We start from the raw sequence: 19,290 nt of genomic DNA, 5'->3' as shown, positions 1-19,290 counted from the left end.
AAAAACATATACCACAAATTTTAAGGGGGATATTGCTAGATGAAGAAGAATAAGAGTCTCTTGCTTCTTTTGACATTGGTATTGGCACTCAGCACATTGCTTGCTGCTTGCGGTTCCAATGACAAAGGCGCCTCTGATGGCGGCAAGAACAATACACCTGCCGAGAATGCAAGCAGCGGTGAGGAGAAGTTGGCAGCGGATCAAACGCTTAGAGTTAATCTGAGCGCTGAGCCTCCAACATTCGACCCTGCCCAAGCGCAAGATAGCCAAGCTAACACTGTCCTCAAAACAATGTACGAAGGTCTGGCTCGTATGGATGAGCACGGGCAACCTGTTCCTGCTGCGGCGGAAAAATGGGATGTAGACGGTACGAAATATACGTTCCACCTGCGCAAAGACGCAAAATGGAGCAACGGCGACCCTGTAACGGCTAATGACTTCGTGTTCGCATGGGAGCGCGTACTTAGCCCGAACACACAGCCGGCTGCACCTTATGCTTACCAATTGTACTACCTGAAAAATGCTCAAGCTTACAATGAAGGCAAAATTACAGATTTCAGCCAAGTTGGTGTAAAGGCAACTGATGACTACACATTGGAAGTTGAACTGGATGCACCGACGCCATACTTCCTTGGTCTGACTTCTTTCTATACTTTCTACCCTGTCCACCAATCTGTTAAAGATGATGCGAAATGGGCAGTAGACGCAAGCAAAATGATCGTAAATGGTCCGTTTACTTTGACGACTTGGATAAAAGGGCAAACGATCGAAGTCACTAAAAATGAAAATTATTGGGACAAAGACGACATCAAGCTGAACAAAATTACGATGTCCCTTGTAAATAGTGGAGCAACTGAAATCACCAGTTACAGAAACAATGAATTGGATCGCGCAGGACATCCGAACGGGGAAATTCCTACCGACCAAATTCCGATTGTTCAAAAAGAATTGAAAGATGAATATAAAGTAAAAGGTATTGCAAGTACGTACTACTATCAGTTTAACGTTACAGCTAAACCGTTTGACAACGCTAAAATCCGTAAAGCATTCGCCATGGCGATCGATCGTCAAATTATCGTCGACAAAGTAACGCTTGGCGGGCAAATTCCGGCATTCGGCTTCATTCCTCCAGGTATCGCAGGGGTGAACGATGAATATCGTACTGAGGTTAAAGACGATTACTTCACCGAGAATGTAGAAGAAGCTAAGAAACTCCTTGAAGAAGGTATGCAAGAAGAAGGCTACACGAAATTGCCTGATATCACATTGACTTACAACTCCAGTGAAGCGCATAAGAAAATTGCTCTTGCCGTAGCTGATATGTGGAAGAAAAACCTTGGCGTTGACGTGAAAACGGAAAACCAAGAGTGGGCCGTATTTATCGAAAACCGCAAAAACTTGAACTATCAAGTGGCACGTGCTGGTTGGAGCGCGGACTATAACGATCCGATGACATTTATCGACCTGTGGACTTCCAACAGCGGTAATAACGATATCGGCTTTAAGAATGAAGAATTCGACAAGCTGATCGCTGAAGCTAAGGCTATCGAAGATAACACAAAACGTAACGAAAACTTCAAAAAAGCTGAGGAAATCCTTGTTAAGGACAATATGGCAATTATGCCAATCTACTACTATACAAACGTAGCGGTAGAAAAACCATGGCTTAAAGGCGTATCGCTCGATTTCAGCGGTGCGATCGACTATACTCGCGCTTACATTACCGACGCGCGTAAGTAATTTTGAATAGCTGCACCGGGATATATATGTGGGTATTCCATATATATCCCGTTTTTTTGTATGCGGTCAGGAAACTTCCAAGCATTGCGCACTTATGGCAATTATATTGAATAGACATTGTGAATGAATTATCCTAAAATCGATTTATGTCGAAATTTATCAAAGGAGGTGCTAACGGGCATGGTTCGTTATATTGCCAATAAGTTTTTCTACATGTTGGTTTCATTGTTCATTCTAATCTCGGCCACCTTCTTTCTGATGCAAGCAATTCCAGGGGATCCACTAACCTCAGAAAAACAGGTTCCGCCTGCGATTAAGGAGCGCCTGTATGAACAATTAGGTTTGGATAGGCCCGTTTATGAGCAATATTTAAAATATTTGGGGAATATCGTCCAAGGGGACTTCGGAATTTCGATGAAGAAGATCAACCAGGATGTCTCCGACATCATTGGGCAGACGTTTTCGACTTCATTGAAGCTCGGGTTGGTTGCCATCATCGTAGCGGTTATTGTGGGCGTACTGCTCGGAATGCTGGCAGCGCTGTATCATCGCAAGCTGATCGATAACGTGGCGATGGTGTTAGCGGTGCTTGGCATTGCTGTTCCCAGCTTTGTTGTTGCAACTTTGCTTCAATACGTCTTTTCTTCAAAACTTCAATTACTGCCGACGATGGGCTTTAATGGGCCGATGTACTATATTTTGCCGGTTGCCGCTTTGACAGCTCAGCCGATCGCGTTCATTGCGAGATTGACCCGTTCAAGCATGCTCGAGGTGCTGCATGCCGATTATATCAAGACGGCTAAAGCTAAGGGCCTCGGCTGGATGGCCATATTGTTCCGCCACGTTATTCGAAATGGTATTATGCCGGTTATCACTTATTTAGGGCCAATGACTGCGAATATCGTCACCGGTTCCGTCGTCATCGAGCAGATTTTCGGAATCGGCGGTATTGGTAAGCAGTTCGTTGAGGCGATAAGCGTCCGCGATTATCCGGTCATCATGGGCATTACGATTTTCTACGGCATCCTACTGATGTTGGCCCGGTTTGTTACGGATATTGCATATATGTTCGTAGATCCCCGCATTAAACTAAACAAAGGAAAGGAGGGGTAACGGATGGATTTAAAACCGATGAAAGTAATGCCGGCCCCTGCTGACCTGAAGCCGGAAGATTTCCGTAAAATCGGCACGGACGAGAAGGAAGCGGAAGTCATTCAGCGTGAAAGTATTTCAGCTTGGAAAGATGCATGGTATCGCTTGCGCAGCAACAAGCTGGCGATGGGAGCCTTACTCATGCTGCTGTTAATCACTCTAGCGGCTATTGTTGGACCAAGGATTTCAGAATATAACTATTATTCTAATGATTATCTGAATACTAATTCGCCGCCGTCTGCGGAGCATTGGTTCGGAACCGATGACCTCGGGCGCGACATGTTCGTTCGTACCTGGATGGGGGCGAGAATTTCCCTGGTCGTAGGTTTGGCCGCTGCTTGTATCGACTTGCTGATTGGCGTTATTTACGGCGGTATCATGGGTTATTTTGGTGGCCGTGTGGATGAAATCATGAATAAGTTTTCGGAGATTTTGTATTCCATCCCTTACCTTCTGGTAACCATTCTCCTTCTTGTCGTTATGGAGCCGAGTCTGGGCACGATTATTTTGGCTCTGACGATTACCGGATGGATCAATATGTCCTGGATTGTACGCGGTGAAATTATGCAGCTCAAAAGCCGCGAATTTGTACTTGCTTCCCGCTCTATGGGCGCAGGATCGGGACGCCTGCTATTCCGTCACTTGCTCCCGAACGCTGTAGGACCGATTATTGTTACTGTGACTCTGTCTGTTCCGAATGCCATTTTCGCCGAAGCGTTTCTTAGCTTCCTCGGACTTGGCGTGCAAGCGCCAATCGCATCTCTCGGTTCAATGATCAGTGACGCGCTTACCGGCTGGCTGTACTACCCTTGGCGGATGCTGTTCCCAGCCATTCTAATCAGCTTAACCATGCTGTCGTTTAACATATTCGGCGACGGTCTTCGCGACGCGCTGGACCCTAAACTGAAGAAATAGGAGGTGGAATGATGGAACCGATTTTACAAGTTAAGGATCTGCATGTATCCTTCCAGGTTAAAGGCGGAGAAGTAAAAGCCGTTCGTGGCATGAACTTTGAAATAGGAAAAGGGGAAACGGTTGCTATCGTCGGCGAATCGGGCAGTGGTAAGAGCGTCACGGCTCAGACAGTCATGCGCCTGATCCCGTCCCCTCCATCGATCATTAAGCAAGGCGAGATCCTGTTCCAAGGACAGAATTTGCTCAAGAAAAGCAATAAGGAAATGGAAGCTATTCGCGGTAAAGACATTGGCATGATCTTTCAGGACCCGATGACCTCTTTGAATCCGACGATTAAAGTCGGCAAGCAAATTACTGAAGTGTTAATCAAACATCAGAATATGTCAGCGGCTGAAGCTAAGGACCAAGCGATCGAGATGCTGAAGCTTGTAGGAATCAAAAACGTGGAAGCCCGCTTTAATCAATATCCTCATGAATTTTCCGGAGGGATGCGTCAGCGCGCGATGATCGCAATTGCGCTGGCTTGCCGGCCTGCTCTGCTGATCGCCGATGAGCCGACGACCGCCCTAGACGTGACGATACAAGCGCAAATTATGGATGTTATGAAGGACATGCAGCAGCGTCTTGGAACATCAATCATTCTGATTACGCACGACCTCGGCGTCGTAGCAGGCATGTGCGATCGCGTAATCGTTATGTATGCCGGGGAAGTGGTGGAAACCGGGACCAAATGGGAGATTTTCAAAAATCCTCAGCATCCCTACACCAAGGGACTGCTTCGTTCCATGCCGCGCCTCGACCAGAAGAAAAGCGAGCCGCTTATTCCGATTATCGGCACTCCGCCCGATTTGATTAAGCCGCCGCTAGGCTGCCCGTTTGCAGCCCGCTGCGATCAGGCGATGAAGATTTGTGAACGGATCGATCCAGAAGCGACCGTGTTTAGCGACACGCATACTGCACGGTGCTGGGACCTGCATCCGATGGCGAAGGAGGCGCAGTCGTCTTGAATAAAAATCTAATCGAGGTCGAAGGCCTCAAGAAGTATTTTAATGTTGGCGGCGGCAACGTACTCAAGGCCGTTAACGATATCAGCTTTTCCATTGCGGAAGGGGAAACGCTAGGACTGGTTGGCGAGTCCGGCTGCGGCAAATCGACGGCAGGACGGACCATCCTCCGTTTATACGAGCCTACTGGAGGCAGTGTTAAGTTCAACGGAGTAGACGTCAGCAAGCTCCCTCCGAAGAAAATGAAGGCGATGCGGCGCGATATGCAGATGATATTTCAGGATCCGTACGCATCGCTGAATCCAAGATTTACCGTTACCGATATTATCGGCGAGGCGCTGGACATCCACAATATGGCCGGCAGCCGGGCGGAGCGGAAGAGACGGGTCGAGGAGCTGCTCGATATGGTCGGTCTCAACCCGGATCACGCGACGCGTTACCCGCATGAATTTTCCGGCGGTCAGCGCCAGCGGATCGGAATTGCCCGCGCGCTTGCCGTCAATCCGAAATTCATCATTTGCGACGAGCCGATTTCCGCGCTGGACGTATCGATTCAGGCTCAGGTCGTTAACCTGCTCAAGGATTTGCAGGATCGTCTGGGATTAACATACCTGTTCATCGCGCATGACCTGTCCATGGTCAAGCATATTAGCGACAGGGTAGCGGTGATGTACCTTGGCCGCATTGTGGAGCTTGCAGAGAGCGAAGAATTGTATGCTAATCCCATGCATCCGTATACGAAGACGCTGTTGTCCGCGATCCCGATCCCTGATCCGGAAATCGAGGCTAATAAGAAGCGCATTTTGCTGGAGGACGATGCCAATGGGCCAATCCATTCGGCCAAAGGCGGTTCCGGCGGCGGTGCCTTTGATCTGGAAAATTCCGAGCTGGTTGAGGTAACCAAGGGACACTGGGTATCGATGCCGAAAAAATAACAAAAACCGATGAGCTCTCTCAGCGCCGCTTTCGCCGCCTGGGAGAGCTTATTTATTGAAAACATAGATTCGCTTTGACGGGAAAGGAGTACATTCGGTACAATCGAATGGAGGTTTTCGATAAGGAACAGGAGGATATGAACCTGATGAACGTTGTTCAAGAGCCTTTACAATCCGGTCAACCGCTGGCAGAGTCCTACCTGTCGGACTATGAGGCAGTAGAGCATTTATACGGCGGAGGATGTCCGGCAAACGATCGAAGCTGGACGGCTAGACTGCAGTGGCTGGATCAGACGGAGCATTTACGGGCCGGGCGAAAGGAACTTGTCAGCCGGCTGCGCGAATATAATGAACGGCTTAATCCGGAGGCTGCCGTGATGAGTTCGTTGAGCAGGCTGGAGCAGCCGGGAACTGTCGTTATTGCTGGAGGACAGCAAAGCGGCTTGTTCACGGGGCCTTTGCTTGTCATATACAAAGCTGCAACGATCATTAAAGCGGCTGAGCGGGCGGCTTCCCTGCTAGGGCGGGATGTTGTCCCCGTATTCTGGATTGCCGGAGAGGATCATGACTGGGATGAGGTGAATCATACATATGTGCTCTCGCCAAGTCTTGAGGTAAGCCGCATCCGCATTCCGCGCGAGGAAGGCCGCAGGGGGCCGGTCAGCCATACTACGGTCAGCGAGGAGGAGTGGAACCATGCCGCTACAGAGCTGGAGAGGCTGCTCCCGGATAGCGAATTCAAAGCCGATTTGCTGCAGCAATTGAGGGATACGCTGGCCGTATCCGGTTCATTGACTGATGCGTTTGCAAGGCTGCTCGGCACCTGGTTCGGAAAGTATGGCCTCATCCTGCTGGATTCCGCGGATCCGGCGCTGCGGCGGCTGGAAGCACCGATGTTCGAGGCAATGATCCGGAGCAACGATGAGCTGGAATCCGCGTATCATGCGGCCTCCAGAGAGATTGCCGCTCAAGGCTTCCATCCGCAGGCTGAGGTTGCGGAGGGAGGCGCAAATCTTTTCTACGTCTCTGAAGGAGAGCGTTTGCTCTTATTTAAGCGTGAAGGCCGATTTGTTGACCGAAAAGGTTTGGTTTCCTTTACTCCGAACGAGTTGCTCGACGAGCTTCATAGCCATCCTGGGCGCTTTAGCAACAACGTGCTGACCCGGCCTGTGATGCAGGATTATTTGCTTCCTGTGCTCGGTTCCGTGCTGGGCAACGGGGAGATTGCATATTGGGCCCTGACGGGCAAGGCGTTTGAGCTGCTGCAGCTGCGGATGCCGATCTTACTGCCAAGAATGTCGTTTACAGTTATGGACGACAAACTGCAAAAGCATATGGACAAATATGGGCTGACATGGGATGATGTAATGGATCATGCCATATTTGACAGAATCAAGGCAGATTGGCTGGCAAGACAGGATCAGCTCCGGCTGGTTGAGCAGTTCGAGGATATGAAGAGAGCCTTCGCTGGTATGTACGATCCATTGATAGAGCAGCTTGGCAGCGTAGAAAAGGGTCTGCTCAAACTGGGCGGTGCAAATAAAGCCAAAATCATCGAACAGATGGATTTTATGCAGACGCGCGTCAAGGATGCGCTTGAGAGAAGTAATGAAACGGGCCTGCGCCATTTTGACCGTATTGAACTGTCCCTGTTTCCACAGCGCAAGCCACAGGAAAGGGTATTCAATATTTTTGCCTATTTAAATCGCTACGGGTTCGATTGGATTGACCGTCTGATGGAAGTTCCGTATGACATGATGGGGCATCATAGAATGATTTACATGTAAAGGCAACTCAGCAAGCGAAATTGTGATCACAGATTATGATTGGGAGGTTACTGCATTGACAACAAAAGCGATTCAGAACAGCGTAATTACGGATTTGAAGCTGGCTCCAGAGGGCCATTTGAAAATCGACTGGGTGGAAGCCCATATGCCGGTGCTTAGCCGCATCCGCAAGCAATTTGAGCAGGAGCAGCCATTTAAAGGTTTGAAGGTGGCTATATCTTTGCACTTGGAGGCCAAAACCGCCTATCTGGCAAAAGTGGTGCAAGCGGGCGGAGCTGAGGTTACCATAACGGGCAGCAACCCTCTATCCACGCAGGATGATGTATGCGCGGCGCTTGTCGAGGACGGCGTAACGGTGTTTGCGAAATATAATCCCGATCCGAAGGAATATAAAGAGCTGATGATCCGCGCTCTGGAGAACAAGCCTGATCTGATCATTGACGACGGAGGCGACCTGGTCAGCATTTTGCACTCCGAGCGTCCCGACCTGCTGGAGAACGTTCGCGGCGGCGCCGAAGAAACGACAACCGGTATTTTGCGCCTCAAAGCGATGGATAAGGAAGGCCAGCTGAAGTTCCCGATGGTTGCGGTCAATGATGCATATTGCAAATACTTGTTTGACAACCGCTATGGAACAGGCCAATCGGTCTGGGACGGCATTAACCGGACGACGAACCTTGTCGTTGCAGGCAAAACGGTCGTTGTTGTCGGTTACGGCTGGTGCGGCAAAGGGGTTGCCATGCGCGCCAAGGGACTCGGAGCCAACGTTATCGTAACGGAAATCGACGCGATCAAAGCGGTCGAGGCTTACATGGACGGGTTTCATGTTATGCCGATGATTGAAGCTGCCAAAGTGGGCGATTTCTTCGTAACGGTGACGGGCAACCGCGACGTTATTCGCGGCGAGCACTACGATGTAATGAAGGACGGAGCAATTCTGTCCAACGCAGGGCATTTCGATGTTGAGGTTAACAAGCCGGAGCTCGAGGAGCGTTCCGTTTCCGTACGCACCGTAAGACGCAACATCGAGGAATATCAGCTTAAGGATGGACGCAAAATATACGTTTTGGCCGAAGGCCGTCTGGTGAACCTAGCGGCAGGCGACGGACACCCTGCCGAAATTATGGATATGACCTTTGCTCTGCAAGCCTTGTCCTTGAAATACGTCAATGAGCGCTATAAAGAAATCGGCGCAACTGTCGTTAACGTGCCTTATGAGCTGGATGAGCAGGTTGCCCGTTACAAGCTGGAAAGCCTCGGTTTCGGCATCGACCGTCTAACGGAAGAACAACGCGCTTATTTGGATAGCTGGCAAGAGCATTAAGCTCAAAATGAATTATTATATTGCATTTATTATCAAAGACAGGCGGGAAAATATTTCCCGGCTGTCTTTTTTGACGTGAGCGGGAAATGGAGGCTGATAGGACTTTAGACCTTTTGTCAACGTGCTTAATACCTAACTATTTTATGTAAAACATGGAAGTATTCAAAGAATCGCAAAAATATACGCTTTCTTCGAAAAATAATTTGCATTGTAGGAGGATTTTACGCTAGAATGCAGAATAACTAATGTCATGAGTGGTGGAAAGTGGTGCAAAGTGGGGGAAAGAGGTAAGGAGTGACGGTTCAATGTTTATGGGGGAGTTCCAACATAGCATTGATGACAAAGGCCGGATAATTATACCGGCTAAATTTCGTGATCTCCTCGGGGCCTCTTTCGTAGTGACCCGCGGTTTGGACCAATGCCTTTTTGTGTATCCGATGCAGGAATGGGAAGTGCTGGAGCAGAAGCTGAAGGCCCTCCCTTTAATGAAGTCTGATGCTCGTGCGTTCACCCGCTTTTTTTTCTCGGGAGCGACAGAATGCGAGTGGGACAAACAGGGAAGGGTAAATTTACCGGCAAATTTGCGGCAGTACGCTAAGCTTGAGAAGGATTGCGTTGTACTTGGCGTGTCGAATCGGGTTGAAATTTGGAGCCGTGACACCTGGGAGCAATACTTCCAGCAATCGGAGGACACGTTCAATGACATTGCGGAGAAACTGGTTGATTTTAATTTTGATTTGTAGACGGTCTGGAGGGCTGCAGCTTGTTTCATCACATCACAGTGCTTAAGGAAGAAGCGACAGAGGGGCTGCGCATCAAGCCGAATGGTATTTATGTAGATTGTACCTTGGGAGGCGGAGGGCACAGCTCGGTAATTCTGTCCAAGCTTGGAGCGGAAGGACGGCTGATCGCCTTTGACCAGGATGATTGGGCGCATGAGAATGCCAAAGCCAAATTATCCTCTTATGGAGAGCAGCTAACCTTGGTGCGAAGCAATTTTCGATATTTGCAGGAAAAGCTGTCGGAGCTCGACTGGGTTCCTAAGAAGGACGGCGTGCCTCAGGTTGACGGTTTTTTGTTCGATCTGGGCGTATCATCACCTCAATTCGATGAGGGCGAGCGGGGCTTCAGCTACAATGCGGACGCCCCGCTGGACATGAGAATGGATCAGACGGCCGGCCTGACCGCAAGAGAAATCGTGAATGAATGGCCGGAGAGCGAAATCGCGCGTATTTTATATCAGTATGGTGAAGAGAAATTTTCTAGACGAATTGCCAGAGTCATCACCGAGAGGCGTGCCGAGCATCCGATCGAGACGACCGGTCAGCTGGTTGAACTCATCAAAGAAGGGATTCCAGCCGCTGCGCGCCGTACTGGCGGACATCCGGCCAAACGAAGTTTCCAGGCATTGCGGATCGCGGTTAACGATGAATTGGGCGCCTTCGAGGACGGATTGCATGCTGCAATTCGTTGCGCAGCGCCGGGCGGCAGAGTGTCGGTCATCACATTTCATTCGCTGGAAGACCGGATTTGCAAGCAAATTTTCGCAAAATTTGTCGAGAGGTGTACTTGCCCTCCGGATTTCCCGATGTGTGTTTGCGGAGGGAAGGGTGAACTCAAACTGATTAACCGGAAGCCGATGGTTCCTTCCGAGGAGGAATTGGCCGATAATCCCCGTGCGCGTTCAGCTAAATTGCGCGTAGCGGAGAAATTGTAATCTGTAGCGGAGGAATCGAGAAATGGCCTATACACGGGGTAATTTGGCAGTAAAAGAAAAAGCTCATGAACGCGGCAATCAGTCGCAGCGCTACCGTGAAACGACGAAGGTTGTTACCCGCAGAGCCGCTCTTCCCGTTCGGGAGAAGCTGCTATATATGTTCACTATCATGTTCTGTGTAGCCGTGATGGGTGGTTTGCTGTGGCAAAATGCCAATCTGTATAACATGAAGCGCGAAATGTATAACCTGAATACCGACATGCAGAAGCTGAATGCCGAGATGAATGAGCTGACAATTCAGAAAGAAAAGCTAGAGGAGCAAATTCCTCAGGAAGCCGCCAAGCTCGGTTATACGGAGTCGAATGAAGAAGGGTTTCACGTACAAATTTCGACGGAGTCCGGCAGCAAAACTGCGAATTCGGAAGACGCAGCCAAGGTAGCCAGAAAATAAAGAATTAAAGAGGTTCTAGCCATGATCAAAAGAATCAAACTGCGGACGCTGCTTATAGGGGGAGTTATTACCCTCTTTTTTGCTGTATTGATGGGAAAAGTGTTTTGGATACAGGTCGTTGAGGCGGATTTCTGGCAAGACTATGCGGAAAAGGTATGGTCCAAGAAGAAGACAATACCGGCCAGCCGCGGCAAAATCATCGATCGTAACGGCGATATTCTGGCGGTGGATGCTCCTGCTTACACCGTGGCCATCAATCCCAAACTGATTCATGAGGCGGGAATCCAGGAAGATATCGTGAAGGGGCTTCACGACATACTCGGCAAGAAAGAGGATGAATTGCGCGAGCTCGTCAATGCCAAGAACGAAGACGGCGAGTTCTATAGGCAGAGAGAAGTGCGCAGGGAGGGCTGGAAGGTCGATCAGGACGTAAAGGAACAGGTTGAGAAATTAAGAGATGACCTGATGAAAGAGCATGAACTTGAAGATGTAGGCATCATTCTCATTAAGGATCAAAAGCGATATTATCCGAAGAACAGCCTGGCGGCGCATGTGCTCGGTTATGTCAATCGCGAAGGCGAGGCTGTACAGGGCACGGGCATCGAAGCATACTACGATGAGGAGCTGAGAGGCCAGGACGGTTCGCTTGAATATAAGAGCGACGGCCGTGGAATCGAGATCCCCAAGGCTAGCGAAATTTTCACGCCGGCAAGGAATGGAAAGGATTTACAGCTGACGATTGACTATACAATCCAGTATTATATCGAAGAGGCGATGAGGGAAGCTTTCGCCGAACTGAAGCCGATCAGCATGACGGTAGTAGCAGTTGATCCGAAAACGATGGAGATTCTGGGCATGGCGAACATGCCAACTTATAATCCCAACGAGTATTGGAAGGGCGTCGACCAGAAGAATTTCTACAACCATGCGATCAAATCAGTCTATGAGCCAGGTTCGACGTTCAAGATTGTAACGCTGGCTGGAGCGGTGCAGGAAGGTATGTTCAATCCGAACGAGAGCTTCATGTCCGGCAGTATTCGCGTACCCGGCCAGACAATTCACGACGTCAAACGGTCGGGATGGGGAGCGATCTCGTATTTGGAAGGAGTCAAGCGCTCCAGTAACGTTGCTTTTGTCAAACTTGGCTATGAGAAGCTGGGTCCTGATTTGCTAAAAGAGTACGTCGACAATTTCGGCTTCGGCCAAAAGACAGGCATCGAGCTTCCCGGAGAAGCGAAGGGGCTAGTTAGTCCTGTATACCAGGCAGACTATGCCGCCATGTCTTACGGACACGGCCAGCTGCTCGTAACGCCAGTCCAGCAGCTTGTCGCGGTAGCTGCGGTAGCTAATGGCGGCAAATTGATGGAACCGCATATTGTCAAATCCATTACGGATCCTCATACGGGGGAGACCGTGACAACTCAGCCGAAGGTCATCCGCCAAGTCATATCACCGGAGAAGGCGAAGGAAGTTAGCGGATATCTAGAGCAGGTGGTCTCTGATCTAAAGATTGGTACCGGCCGGCATGCTTATATAGACGGGTATCGTATCGCAGGTAAGACGGGAACCGCGGTTAAGGCGGCTAAGGGCGGGTATGATTATACGAAACAGGTCGTTTCCTTCGTGGGTTACGCCCCTGTAGATGATCCCAAGATTGCTATCCTCGTCTTGATCGACGAACCTAGCAATTCCGAGCTTGGCGGCGGTACGGCTGCAGGGCCGATCGTCAAAAAAATACTGAACCAGGTTCTGCAATATATGGGAGTGCCGAAGCAGATCGATAAGGCAGCGAACTCTTCTGCGACCGCAACTGGCGCAAAGGCGCCGGAGCTTAGCGGCTTGGGTGTGCAGGAAGCCAAGGATTTACTTGCAGGGAAGGGGATTTCCTATGCGACGCTGGGTAACGGAAGCAAGGTGGTCTCCCAATTTCCGAAGGCCGGGACTCATATGAAGCCTGGCCAGCATATGTACATTCTCACGGAAGAAGGCCAGCATTTGAACATCCCTAATGTGAAGGGGCAATCTTTGCGCGATGCGTTGGAGCTGTTGTCTGTGCTCCAGGTAGCCGTAAGAACCGTAGGCGAAGGGTTTGTCGTTGATCAGCAGGTAACGGAAGTTCAAGGCCAAAGGCAGGTTACGCTTGTGCTGGAGCCTCTTAGCAAGGAGGGTGACCAGGAGGCCGCGGGAGAGGACGCTTCCGCTCAAAACGAGGACGGTGATGATAAGAACGAGACTGATTCAGGGGAATCTGGCGAGCCATCCCCATAGCTTGTTCTAACCCCTGTTTGTCCTGAATAGTCATGATAGCAGTACGATCATGTCTTGTGAGGAACGAACAGGGGGGGCAAACTATGAAAGTATCCAAGATTACCATCAGGCGAAGACTGCTGCTTCTGCTGCTGCTGCTGGTTATGCTATTTGCGGCCCTGGTTATCAGGCTCGCTTACGTACAGCTAGGGCAAGGAGCGGAGCTGTCGGCTAAAGCGGAGGACTCCTGGCGGCGCAACATCCCTTTCTCGGCTAAACGGGGGGAAATCAGCGATCGCAACGGGGTTACGCTCGCCTATAATATAACTACGCCAACGGTCATGGCGATTCCGGTGCAGATCAAGGACCCGAAGGCTACTGCGCACAGCTTGGCGCCGCTGCTCGGGATGAGTGAAGAACAGATTCTCAAAACGATCACGAAGCGACAATCGATAGTCAGGCTGCAGCCCGGCGGACGCAAAATTACGATGGATAAAGGACAGCAAATTCGTGATTTGGCTCTCCCGGGTATTGTTGTTGCTGAGGATAACAAAAGGTATTATCCTTATGGAGGGCTGGCTGCCCACATTCTTGGTTTTACCGGCAGCTACAATCAGGGACTGACCGGTGTCGAGCAGAAATACGACAGCCAGCTGAACGGGATGAGCGGCAGTATCTCGTATTTGTCCGACGCGGGCGGCAGGCTGATGCCGGGCTCGTCGGAGAAATACGTTGAGCCGAAGGATGGGCTTAATTTGCAGCTTACGATCGATAAGACGATTCAGAGCATCATGGAACGGGAGCTCGATCAGGCGATGGCCAGATTGCAGGCGAATTCGGCGATTTCTATCGCGATGGATCCCAATAGCGGAGAAATACTGGCTATGGCCTCTCGCCCGGGATATGACCCGGGAAATTATCAGGAATACACCGCCGAGGTGTACAACCGCAACCTGCCGATCTGGATGACTTATGAGCCGGGGTCAACATTTAAGATCATTACCCTGGCAGCGGCTTTGGAGGAGAAGAAAGTCAATCTTAACGAAGGTTTCTTTGATCCAGGCTTTATTAAAGTAGCCGGCGCCTCGCTTCGCTGCTGGAAAAGGGGCGGTCATGGAAGCCAGACCTTCCTGCAGGTCGTGGAAAATTCCTGCAACCCGGGATTTGTAACGCTTGGACAGCGGCTCGGCAAAGAGACTCTGTTCAAGTACATTAAGGATTTCGGCTTTGGCAGCAAAACGGGGATCGACTTGAGCGGGGAAGAGAACGGCATTTTGTTCAAGCTTTCTCAGGTAGGTCCCGTAGAGCTGGCGACGACATCATTCGGGCAAGGGGTCTCGGTTACGCCGATCCAGCAGATTACAGCGGTGTCGGCGGCCATTAACGGCGGCAAGCTCTATAAGCCCCATGTGACGAAATCATGGACCAATCCCGACACCGGCCAGATTGTCGACGAGGTAGAGCCGACTGTTGTCCGGCAGGTCATTTCCGAGGCGACTTCAAAGCAAGTAAGGAGCGCACTGGAGAGCGTCGTCGCGAACGGCACAGGGGGCAATGCTTTTATCGACGGCTACCGAGTCGGCGGCAAGACGGGAACGGCCCAGAAGGTGGTGAATGGCCGTTATTCGACAAGCGAGCATATCGTTTCGTTTATCGGCTTTGCCCCTGCAGACGATCCGAAAATCGTTGTATACACCGCAGTCGACAATCCTCAAGGCATTCAATTCGGGGGCGTTGTCGCTGCACCAATCGTCCGCAATATATTGACCGATGCCCTGGAGTACATGGAAGTCCCTCCCCGTAAGGATCAGATGACAAAGAAGTACAAATACGGAGAAACGAAAATCGTAACTGTTCCCGATTTGATCGGGCATAGCGTGCAGGAAATCTACGAGGACTTGAACATGAACTTCTCCTTGGCTAAATCAGGGGTTGGCAATATCGTCATTAATCAGGCGCCGAAGCCGGGAACGCGGGTGGAGAGCGGCTCAACCATCCGGATTTACATGGGCCAAGAATCCGAGGCTGGTATCGAGCATGACCATAGTGAATAATATTCCTGAAAAACCATGCTCTTGGTGATAATATAAGTGAGTGCATTGAAAAGGAACGCAACAATTTGACGGAGGGGTCTTACATGCTGCTGACAGAGCTGGCTACATATTTAATAGCATCGAGAATACATGGTAATAAAGAGACGGCGTGCGCGGGTATCGCCATCGATTCCCGGCAAGTGAACGCTGGCGACCTGTTCGTCTGCCTGCCGGGTCATACGGTGGATGGGCATGATTTTGCTCCGGAAGCCGCCCGGCGGGGAGCTGTTGCGCTGGTCGTAGAGCGGTATTTGGAGCATGTCGATCTGCCTCAGCTGCAGGTGAAGGACAGCAGACTGGCGATGGCGATATTAAGCAATGTATTCTACCGGACGCCGAGCTCGCGCCTAAAAGTTATCGGTGTGACCGGGACGAACGGTAAGACGACAACGACTTATCTCATTGAACGTATTCTTGCGGATCAGGGCAGCAATACGGGGCTGATTGGCACGATTGAACGGAAATACGGGGGGCAAACCTTCCCGATGCCGGGAACGACACCGGAGTCATTGGATCTGCAGCGTTATTTAGCTGAAATGGTGCAAAGCGATGTAGATTATTGCGTTATGGAGGTATCCTCACATGCGCTTGAACAGGGAAGGGTCAAAGGCACGCGTTTCCGTACCGCCATATTTACGAATTTGACGCAGGATCATTTGGATTACCATCATACGATGGAAGAATATCGCGCCGCCAAAGGACTGTTCTTCTCACGGCTTGGGAATATCTATGAGGAAGATCCTGATCTGCGCAGCTATGCTGTGATAAATGCAGACGACCCGGCTTCCGTTTATTTCGCACAGCAAACGGCGGCCGAGGTCATTACTTACGGCGTTGAGCATGCGGCCGATATCCGGGCATCGGACATCGCCATTACGGCTCGGGGGACTACATTCCATGTTGATACGTTTCAGGGCAGCACCGATATTACGCTTCGGATGGTGGGCAAATTTAATGTGTACAATGCTCTGGCAGCGATAGCCGCTGCTTTGCTTGAGGGTGTTCCGCTGAATCGTATCAAAGAGAGCCTGGAGGCTGTAAAAGGGGTGGACGGCCGGGTTGAGGCTGTGGATGAAGGGCAGCCGTTTGCGGTCATTGTCGATTATGCCCATACGCCCGACGGGCTCGAAAACGTGCTGCGCACGGTAGGGGAGTTTGCCCAAGGACGGGTTATCTGCGTATTTGGCTGCGGCGGGGACCGCGACCGGACGAAACGGCCCGTCATGGGGAAAATAGCTGCCCGATATGCGCAGCATGTCATCGTTACATCTGATAATCCGCGTACGGAGGATCCTGTGGCGATCTTGAATGACATTGCGTTCGGGCTTGTGGAGGATGGTGTCGACCAGAAGCGCTATGAGCTGGTTGTCGACCGGCGGGAGGCGATCCGGAAGGCTATTGAAATGGCAAGCAATGAAGATGTAGTATTGATTGCGGGGAAAGGTCATGAGACCTATCAACTGATCGGCACGGAAGTGCATGACTTCGACGATCGGATCGTTGCCAAAGAAGCGATAAGGGGCTTAAACAAGTGATCAAGAGAACATTGAGAGAAGTAGCGGCGATGTGCGGCGGTGAACTCCGCAGCCTGGAGGATGCCGAATTAATGATACAAGGGATAACGACAGACTCTCGCAGCATTATAGAGGGTTGTCTGTTCATACCGCTGGTGGGCGAGAAATTTGACGGCCATGATTTTGCCGGAGATTGCCTCGCAGCAGGTGCAGCGGCTATATTATGGGACAAAGCCAAAGGCTCGCCTCCTGGGCCGGCTGTGATCGTAGATGATACGCTGGCGGCTCTTCAGCGGCTGGCGCAAAACTACCTCAAGCAGAGCAAAGCCAGGGTAGTTGGAATTACCGGAAGCAACGGCAAGACGACGACTAAGGATATCGTTTTCTCTTTGCTGTCTACGACGTACAAAGTGCATAAAACGCAAGGGAACTTCAACAATCATATCGGCCTGCCGTTAACGATCCTTGCCATGCCGGAAGATACGGAAATTGCCGTTCTGGAGATGGGCATGAGCGGGCGCCATGAAATCGAGCTGCTCTCCAAGCTGGCCGAGCCGGAAGTAGCGGTCATCACCAATATTGGTGAAGCGCATTTGCTGCAGCTGGGGTCCAGGCTGGAAATTGCCCGGGCCAAACTGGAAATATTGGCAGGGCTCAGGCCCGGGGGAACGTTCGTCTATGACGGTGACGAGCCGCTGATTCAAGAGGTTCTGTCGGAACCGGCGACGCTCAAACCGGATCATTTCGATACGGTAACCTTCGGTCTGCTGCCGCATAATGATGATTATCCTGTCGGCTTGATGTTCCTGGATGACGGGACGGTGTTCACGTCCAGCGCCGGAAGCAACGAACCGCTTCATTTGCCGCTGCTCGGCCAGCACAACGTCGTCAATTGTCTTGCGGCCATCGCTGTCGCCCGATATTTCGGGGTTACAGAGGCCGCGATCAAGGAAGGGCTGACCCAAATCAAGCTGACGGGCATGCGGATCGAGATCGTGAAGGGGCGCAGTGGTATCACGATATTGAACGACGCGTATAACGCAAGTCCCACGGCCATGAAGGCGGCGATCGGCGTGCTTGAGAACATGAAGGGGTATAGACGCAAAATTGCTGTTTTGGGCGATATGCTGGAGCTTGGGGACGCCGAGGACGCTTTGCACCGGGAGGTCGGTGCCTTTATGAAAGGCGGTAAAGTGGACCAGCTGTTCACTTATGGAATTCTAGGCGCGAAGATCGCGGCAGGCGCCGCAGGGCAATTGGACCAAAGGAGCATTCACGCATATACTGATAAAGTTGAGCTTATAGAAGGGCTTCTGGCGATCCTGCATCCCGAGGATATCGTGCTCGTCAAGGCGTCTCGGGGCATGAAGCTTGAAGAAGTCGTGGAGGCCGTCAAAAATAGCGAGCTTCCTCAATAAATACCGGCTAATAAGGGGGTGATCCCATGGATTTTGGACTTATATTGTTAACGATAGGAGTATCCTTTATACTGGCCGTCATTTCGGCTCCGCTGCTTATTCCGATTTTGCGGCGGATGAAGTTCGGACAGCAGATTCGAAACGAAGGACCGCAGAGCCACCAGAAGAAGGCAGGGACGCCAACGATGGGCGGTATCGTCATTATATTGGCCTTCACGCTGGCATTTCTGAAATTCTCGGTGATCAATACGGATTTCTATGTGCTGCTCGTGGCGACGCTTGGCTTCGGACTAGTCGGCTTTCTGGACGACTATATCAAGATCGTATTTAAACGTTCTTTGGGACTGACACCCAGACAGAAATTGTTCGGACAGCTGCTGTTCGCCGGCATCGTCTGCGCCCTGCTGATTTCCGAAGGACACAGCACCGCGCTGGGCATTCCGGGTACGTCGATAGCCTTTGACTGGGGGGCGTGGTTCTACTATCCATTTATTATCCTCATGATGCTTGCTATCAGTAATGCGGTGAATTTTACCGACGGACTGGATGGATTGCTGTCCGGCGTGAGCGCCATCGCTCTCGGGGCATATGCCGTCATCGCGATGCAGGCTACGTCGATACCGGCTGCGGTTTGTGCGGCAGCGATGATCGGTGCGGTGCTGGGTTTTCTCGTGTTCAATGCCCATCCGGCAAAAGTGTTCATGGGGGATACCGGATCGCTTGGCATCGGAGGCGCGATTGCAGCCATTGCCATTATTACGAAGAGCGAGCTTTTGTTTCTTGTAATCGGCGGGGTTTTCGTCATTGAAATGCTGTCCGTCGTACTGCAGGTTATTTCTTTCAAGACTCGCGGCAAACGAATATTCAAGATGAGTCCGATTCACCACCATTTCGAACTGTCGGGCTGGTCGGAATGGCGGGTCGTCGTTACTTTTTGGGCCGTTGGCTTGCTGCTGGCCGGGGTTGGACTTTATTTAAACAAGGGGTTGTAAT

Annotated in this window: 15 protein-coding genes; all 15 read left to right on the top strand. The window is 50.9% G+C overall.

What is annotated here, in order from left to right; genetic code table 11:
- Window positions 1–39 precede the first annotated feature (39 nt).
- The 15 genes from QNH46_RS16210 (at window position 40) to mraY (ending at window position 19,289) form a co-directional block, all read left to right on the top strand.
- Window positions 40–1,740: a peptide ABC transporter substrate-binding protein gene (locus QNH46_RS16210; RefSeq protein WP_283925192.1), complete on the top strand. Its 1,701-nt coding sequence runs from the start codon at window positions 40–42 to the stop codon at window positions 1,738–1,740.
- A 180-nt stretch (window positions 1,741–1,920) separates the two neighbouring features.
- Window positions 1,921–2,853, top strand: coding sequence for an ABC transporter permease (locus QNH46_RS16205; RefSeq protein ID WP_155610406.1), 933 nt, complete (start codon window positions 1,921–1,923; stop codon window positions 2,851–2,853).
- A 3-nt stretch (window positions 2,854–2,856) separates the two neighbouring features.
- Window positions 2,857–3,807 (top strand): ABC transporter permease, encoded by a 951-nt coding sequence (locus QNH46_RS16200; protein WP_283925191.1) that lies wholly within the window; start codon window positions 2,857–2,859, stop codon window positions 3,805–3,807.
- A gap of 11 nt (window positions 3,808–3,818) precedes the next feature.
- Window positions 3,819–4,814, top strand: a complete 996-nt coding sequence (locus QNH46_RS16195; RefSeq protein ID WP_283925190.1) for an ABC transporter ATP-binding protein — start codon at window positions 3,819–3,821, stop codon at window positions 4,812–4,814.
- Complete coding sequence (locus QNH46_RS16190) at window positions 4,811–5,746, top strand: ABC transporter ATP-binding protein (RefSeq protein ID WP_283925189.1); 936 nt, start codon at window positions 4,811–4,813, stop codon at window positions 5,744–5,746. Before QNH46_RS16195 ends, QNH46_RS16190 begins: the two co-directional genes overlap by 4 nt.
- A gap of 146 nt (window positions 5,747–5,892) precedes the next feature.
- Window positions 5,893–7,533, top strand: coding sequence for a bacillithiol biosynthesis cysteine-adding enzyme BshC (gene bshC / locus QNH46_RS16185; protein WP_283928465.1), 1,641 nt, complete (start codon window positions 5,893–5,895; stop codon window positions 7,531–7,533).
- 55 nt (window positions 7,534–7,588) lie between these two features.
- Window positions 7,589–8,857, top strand: a complete 1,269-nt coding sequence (locus QNH46_RS16180; RefSeq protein WP_283925188.1) for an adenosylhomocysteinase — start codon at window positions 7,589–7,591, stop codon at window positions 8,855–8,857.
- A 305-nt stretch (window positions 8,858–9,162) separates the two neighbouring features.
- On the top strand, window positions 9,163–9,600 hold the full coding sequence (mraZ, locus tag QNH46_RS16175; RefSeq protein WP_155610402.1) for a division/cell wall cluster transcriptional repressor MraZ: 438 nt from the start codon (window positions 9,163–9,165) through the stop codon (window positions 9,598–9,600).
- A gap of 20 nt (window positions 9,601–9,620) precedes the next feature.
- The gene (rsmH, locus tag QNH46_RS16170; protein ID WP_283925187.1) at window positions 9,621–10,574 is read left to right on the top strand and encodes a 16S rRNA (cytosine(1402)-N(4))-methyltransferase RsmH; all 954 of its coding nucleotides are present in this window, start codon (window positions 9,621–9,623) and stop codon (window positions 10,572–10,574) included.
- A 22-nt stretch (window positions 10,575–10,596) separates the two neighbouring features.
- Window positions 10,597–11,025 carry a hypothetical protein gene (locus QNH46_RS16165; protein WP_155610400.1) on the top strand — a complete coding sequence of 143 codons (429 nt, stop codon included), beginning with the start codon at window positions 10,597–10,599 and terminating at the stop codon, window positions 11,023–11,025.
- Window positions 11,026–11,046: 21 nt separating this feature from the next.
- Window positions 11,047–13,293, top strand: a complete 2,247-nt coding sequence (locus QNH46_RS16160) for a penicillin-binding transpeptidase domain-containing protein (protein WP_283925186.1) — start codon at window positions 11,047–11,049, stop codon at window positions 13,291–13,293.
- Window positions 13,294–13,376: 83 nt separating this feature from the next.
- Window positions 13,377–15,326 (top strand): stage V sporulation protein D, encoded by a 1,950-nt coding sequence (locus tag QNH46_RS16155; protein ID WP_283925185.1) that lies wholly within the window; start codon window positions 13,377–13,379, stop codon window positions 15,324–15,326.
- A gap of 83 nt (window positions 15,327–15,409) precedes the next feature.
- A complete protein-coding gene (locus QNH46_RS16150; RefSeq protein WP_283925184.1) occupies window positions 15,410–16,900 on the top strand; it encodes a UDP-N-acetylmuramoyl-L-alanyl-D-glutamate--2,6-diaminopimelate ligase in 1,491 nt (496 codons plus the stop codon).
- Window positions 16,900–18,297, top strand: coding sequence for a UDP-N-acetylmuramoyl-tripeptide--D-alanyl-D-alanine ligase (locus QNH46_RS16145; protein WP_283928464.1), 1,398 nt, complete (start codon window positions 16,900–16,902; stop codon window positions 18,295–18,297). Before QNH46_RS16150 ends, QNH46_RS16145 begins: the two co-directional genes overlap by 1 nt.
- Before the next feature lie 26 nt (window positions 18,298–18,323).
- Entirely contained in the window at window positions 18,324–19,289 is a 966-nt protein-coding gene (gene mraY / locus QNH46_RS16140; RefSeq protein WP_155610396.1) for a phospho-N-acetylmuramoyl-pentapeptide-transferase, read from the top strand.
- The last annotated feature ends 1 nt before the right edge of the window (window position 19,290 follow it).

This window comes from Paenibacillus woosongensis, assembly GCF_030122845.1.
Lineage (GTDB): Bacteria > Bacillota > Bacilli > Paenibacillales > Paenibacillaceae > Fontibacillus > Fontibacillus woosongensis_A.
The sequence above is the reverse complement of the archived record's forward strand: the minus strand, read 5'-3'. Positions and strand labels throughout refer to the sequence as shown.

Coding starts and splice junctions, on each gene's coding strand:
- QNH46_RS16165 (WP_155610400.1), top strand. CDS start 10,597: ATGGCCTATACACGGGGTAATTTGGCAGTAAAAGAAAAAGCTCATGAA.
- QNH46_RS16205 (WP_155610406.1), top strand. CDS start 1,921: ATGGTTCGTTATATTGCCAATAAGTTTTTCTACATGTTGGTTTCATTG.
- QNH46_RS16200 (WP_283925191.1), top strand. CDS start 2,857: ATGGATTTAAAACCGATGAAAGTAATGCCGGCCCCTGCTGACCTGAAG.
- QNH46_RS16160 (WP_283925186.1), top strand. CDS start 11,047: ATGATCAAAAGAATCAAACTGCGGACGCTGCTTATAGGGGGAGTTATT.
- QNH46_RS16155 (WP_283925185.1), top strand. CDS start 13,377: ATGAAAGTATCCAAGATTACCATCAGGCGAAGACTGCTGCTTCTGCTG.
- bshC (WP_283928465.1), top strand. CDS start 5,893: ATGAACGTTGTTCAAGAGCCTTTACAATCCGGTCAACCGCTGGCAGAG.
- QNH46_RS16150 (WP_283925184.1), top strand. CDS start 15,410: ATGCTGCTGACAGAGCTGGCTACATATTTAATAGCATCGAGAATACAT.
- QNH46_RS16195 (WP_283925190.1), top strand. CDS start 3,819: ATGGAACCGATTTTACAAGTTAAGGATCTGCATGTATCCTTCCAGGTT.
- QNH46_RS16210 (WP_283925192.1), top strand. CDS start 40: ATGAAGAAGAATAAGAGTCTCTTGCTTCTTTTGACATTGGTATTGGCA.
- mraZ (WP_155610402.1), top strand. CDS start 9,163: ATGTTTATGGGGGAGTTCCAACATAGCATTGATGACAAAGGCCGGATA.
- mraY (WP_155610396.1), top strand. CDS start 18,324: ATGGATTTTGGACTTATATTGTTAACGATAGGAGTATCCTTTATACTG.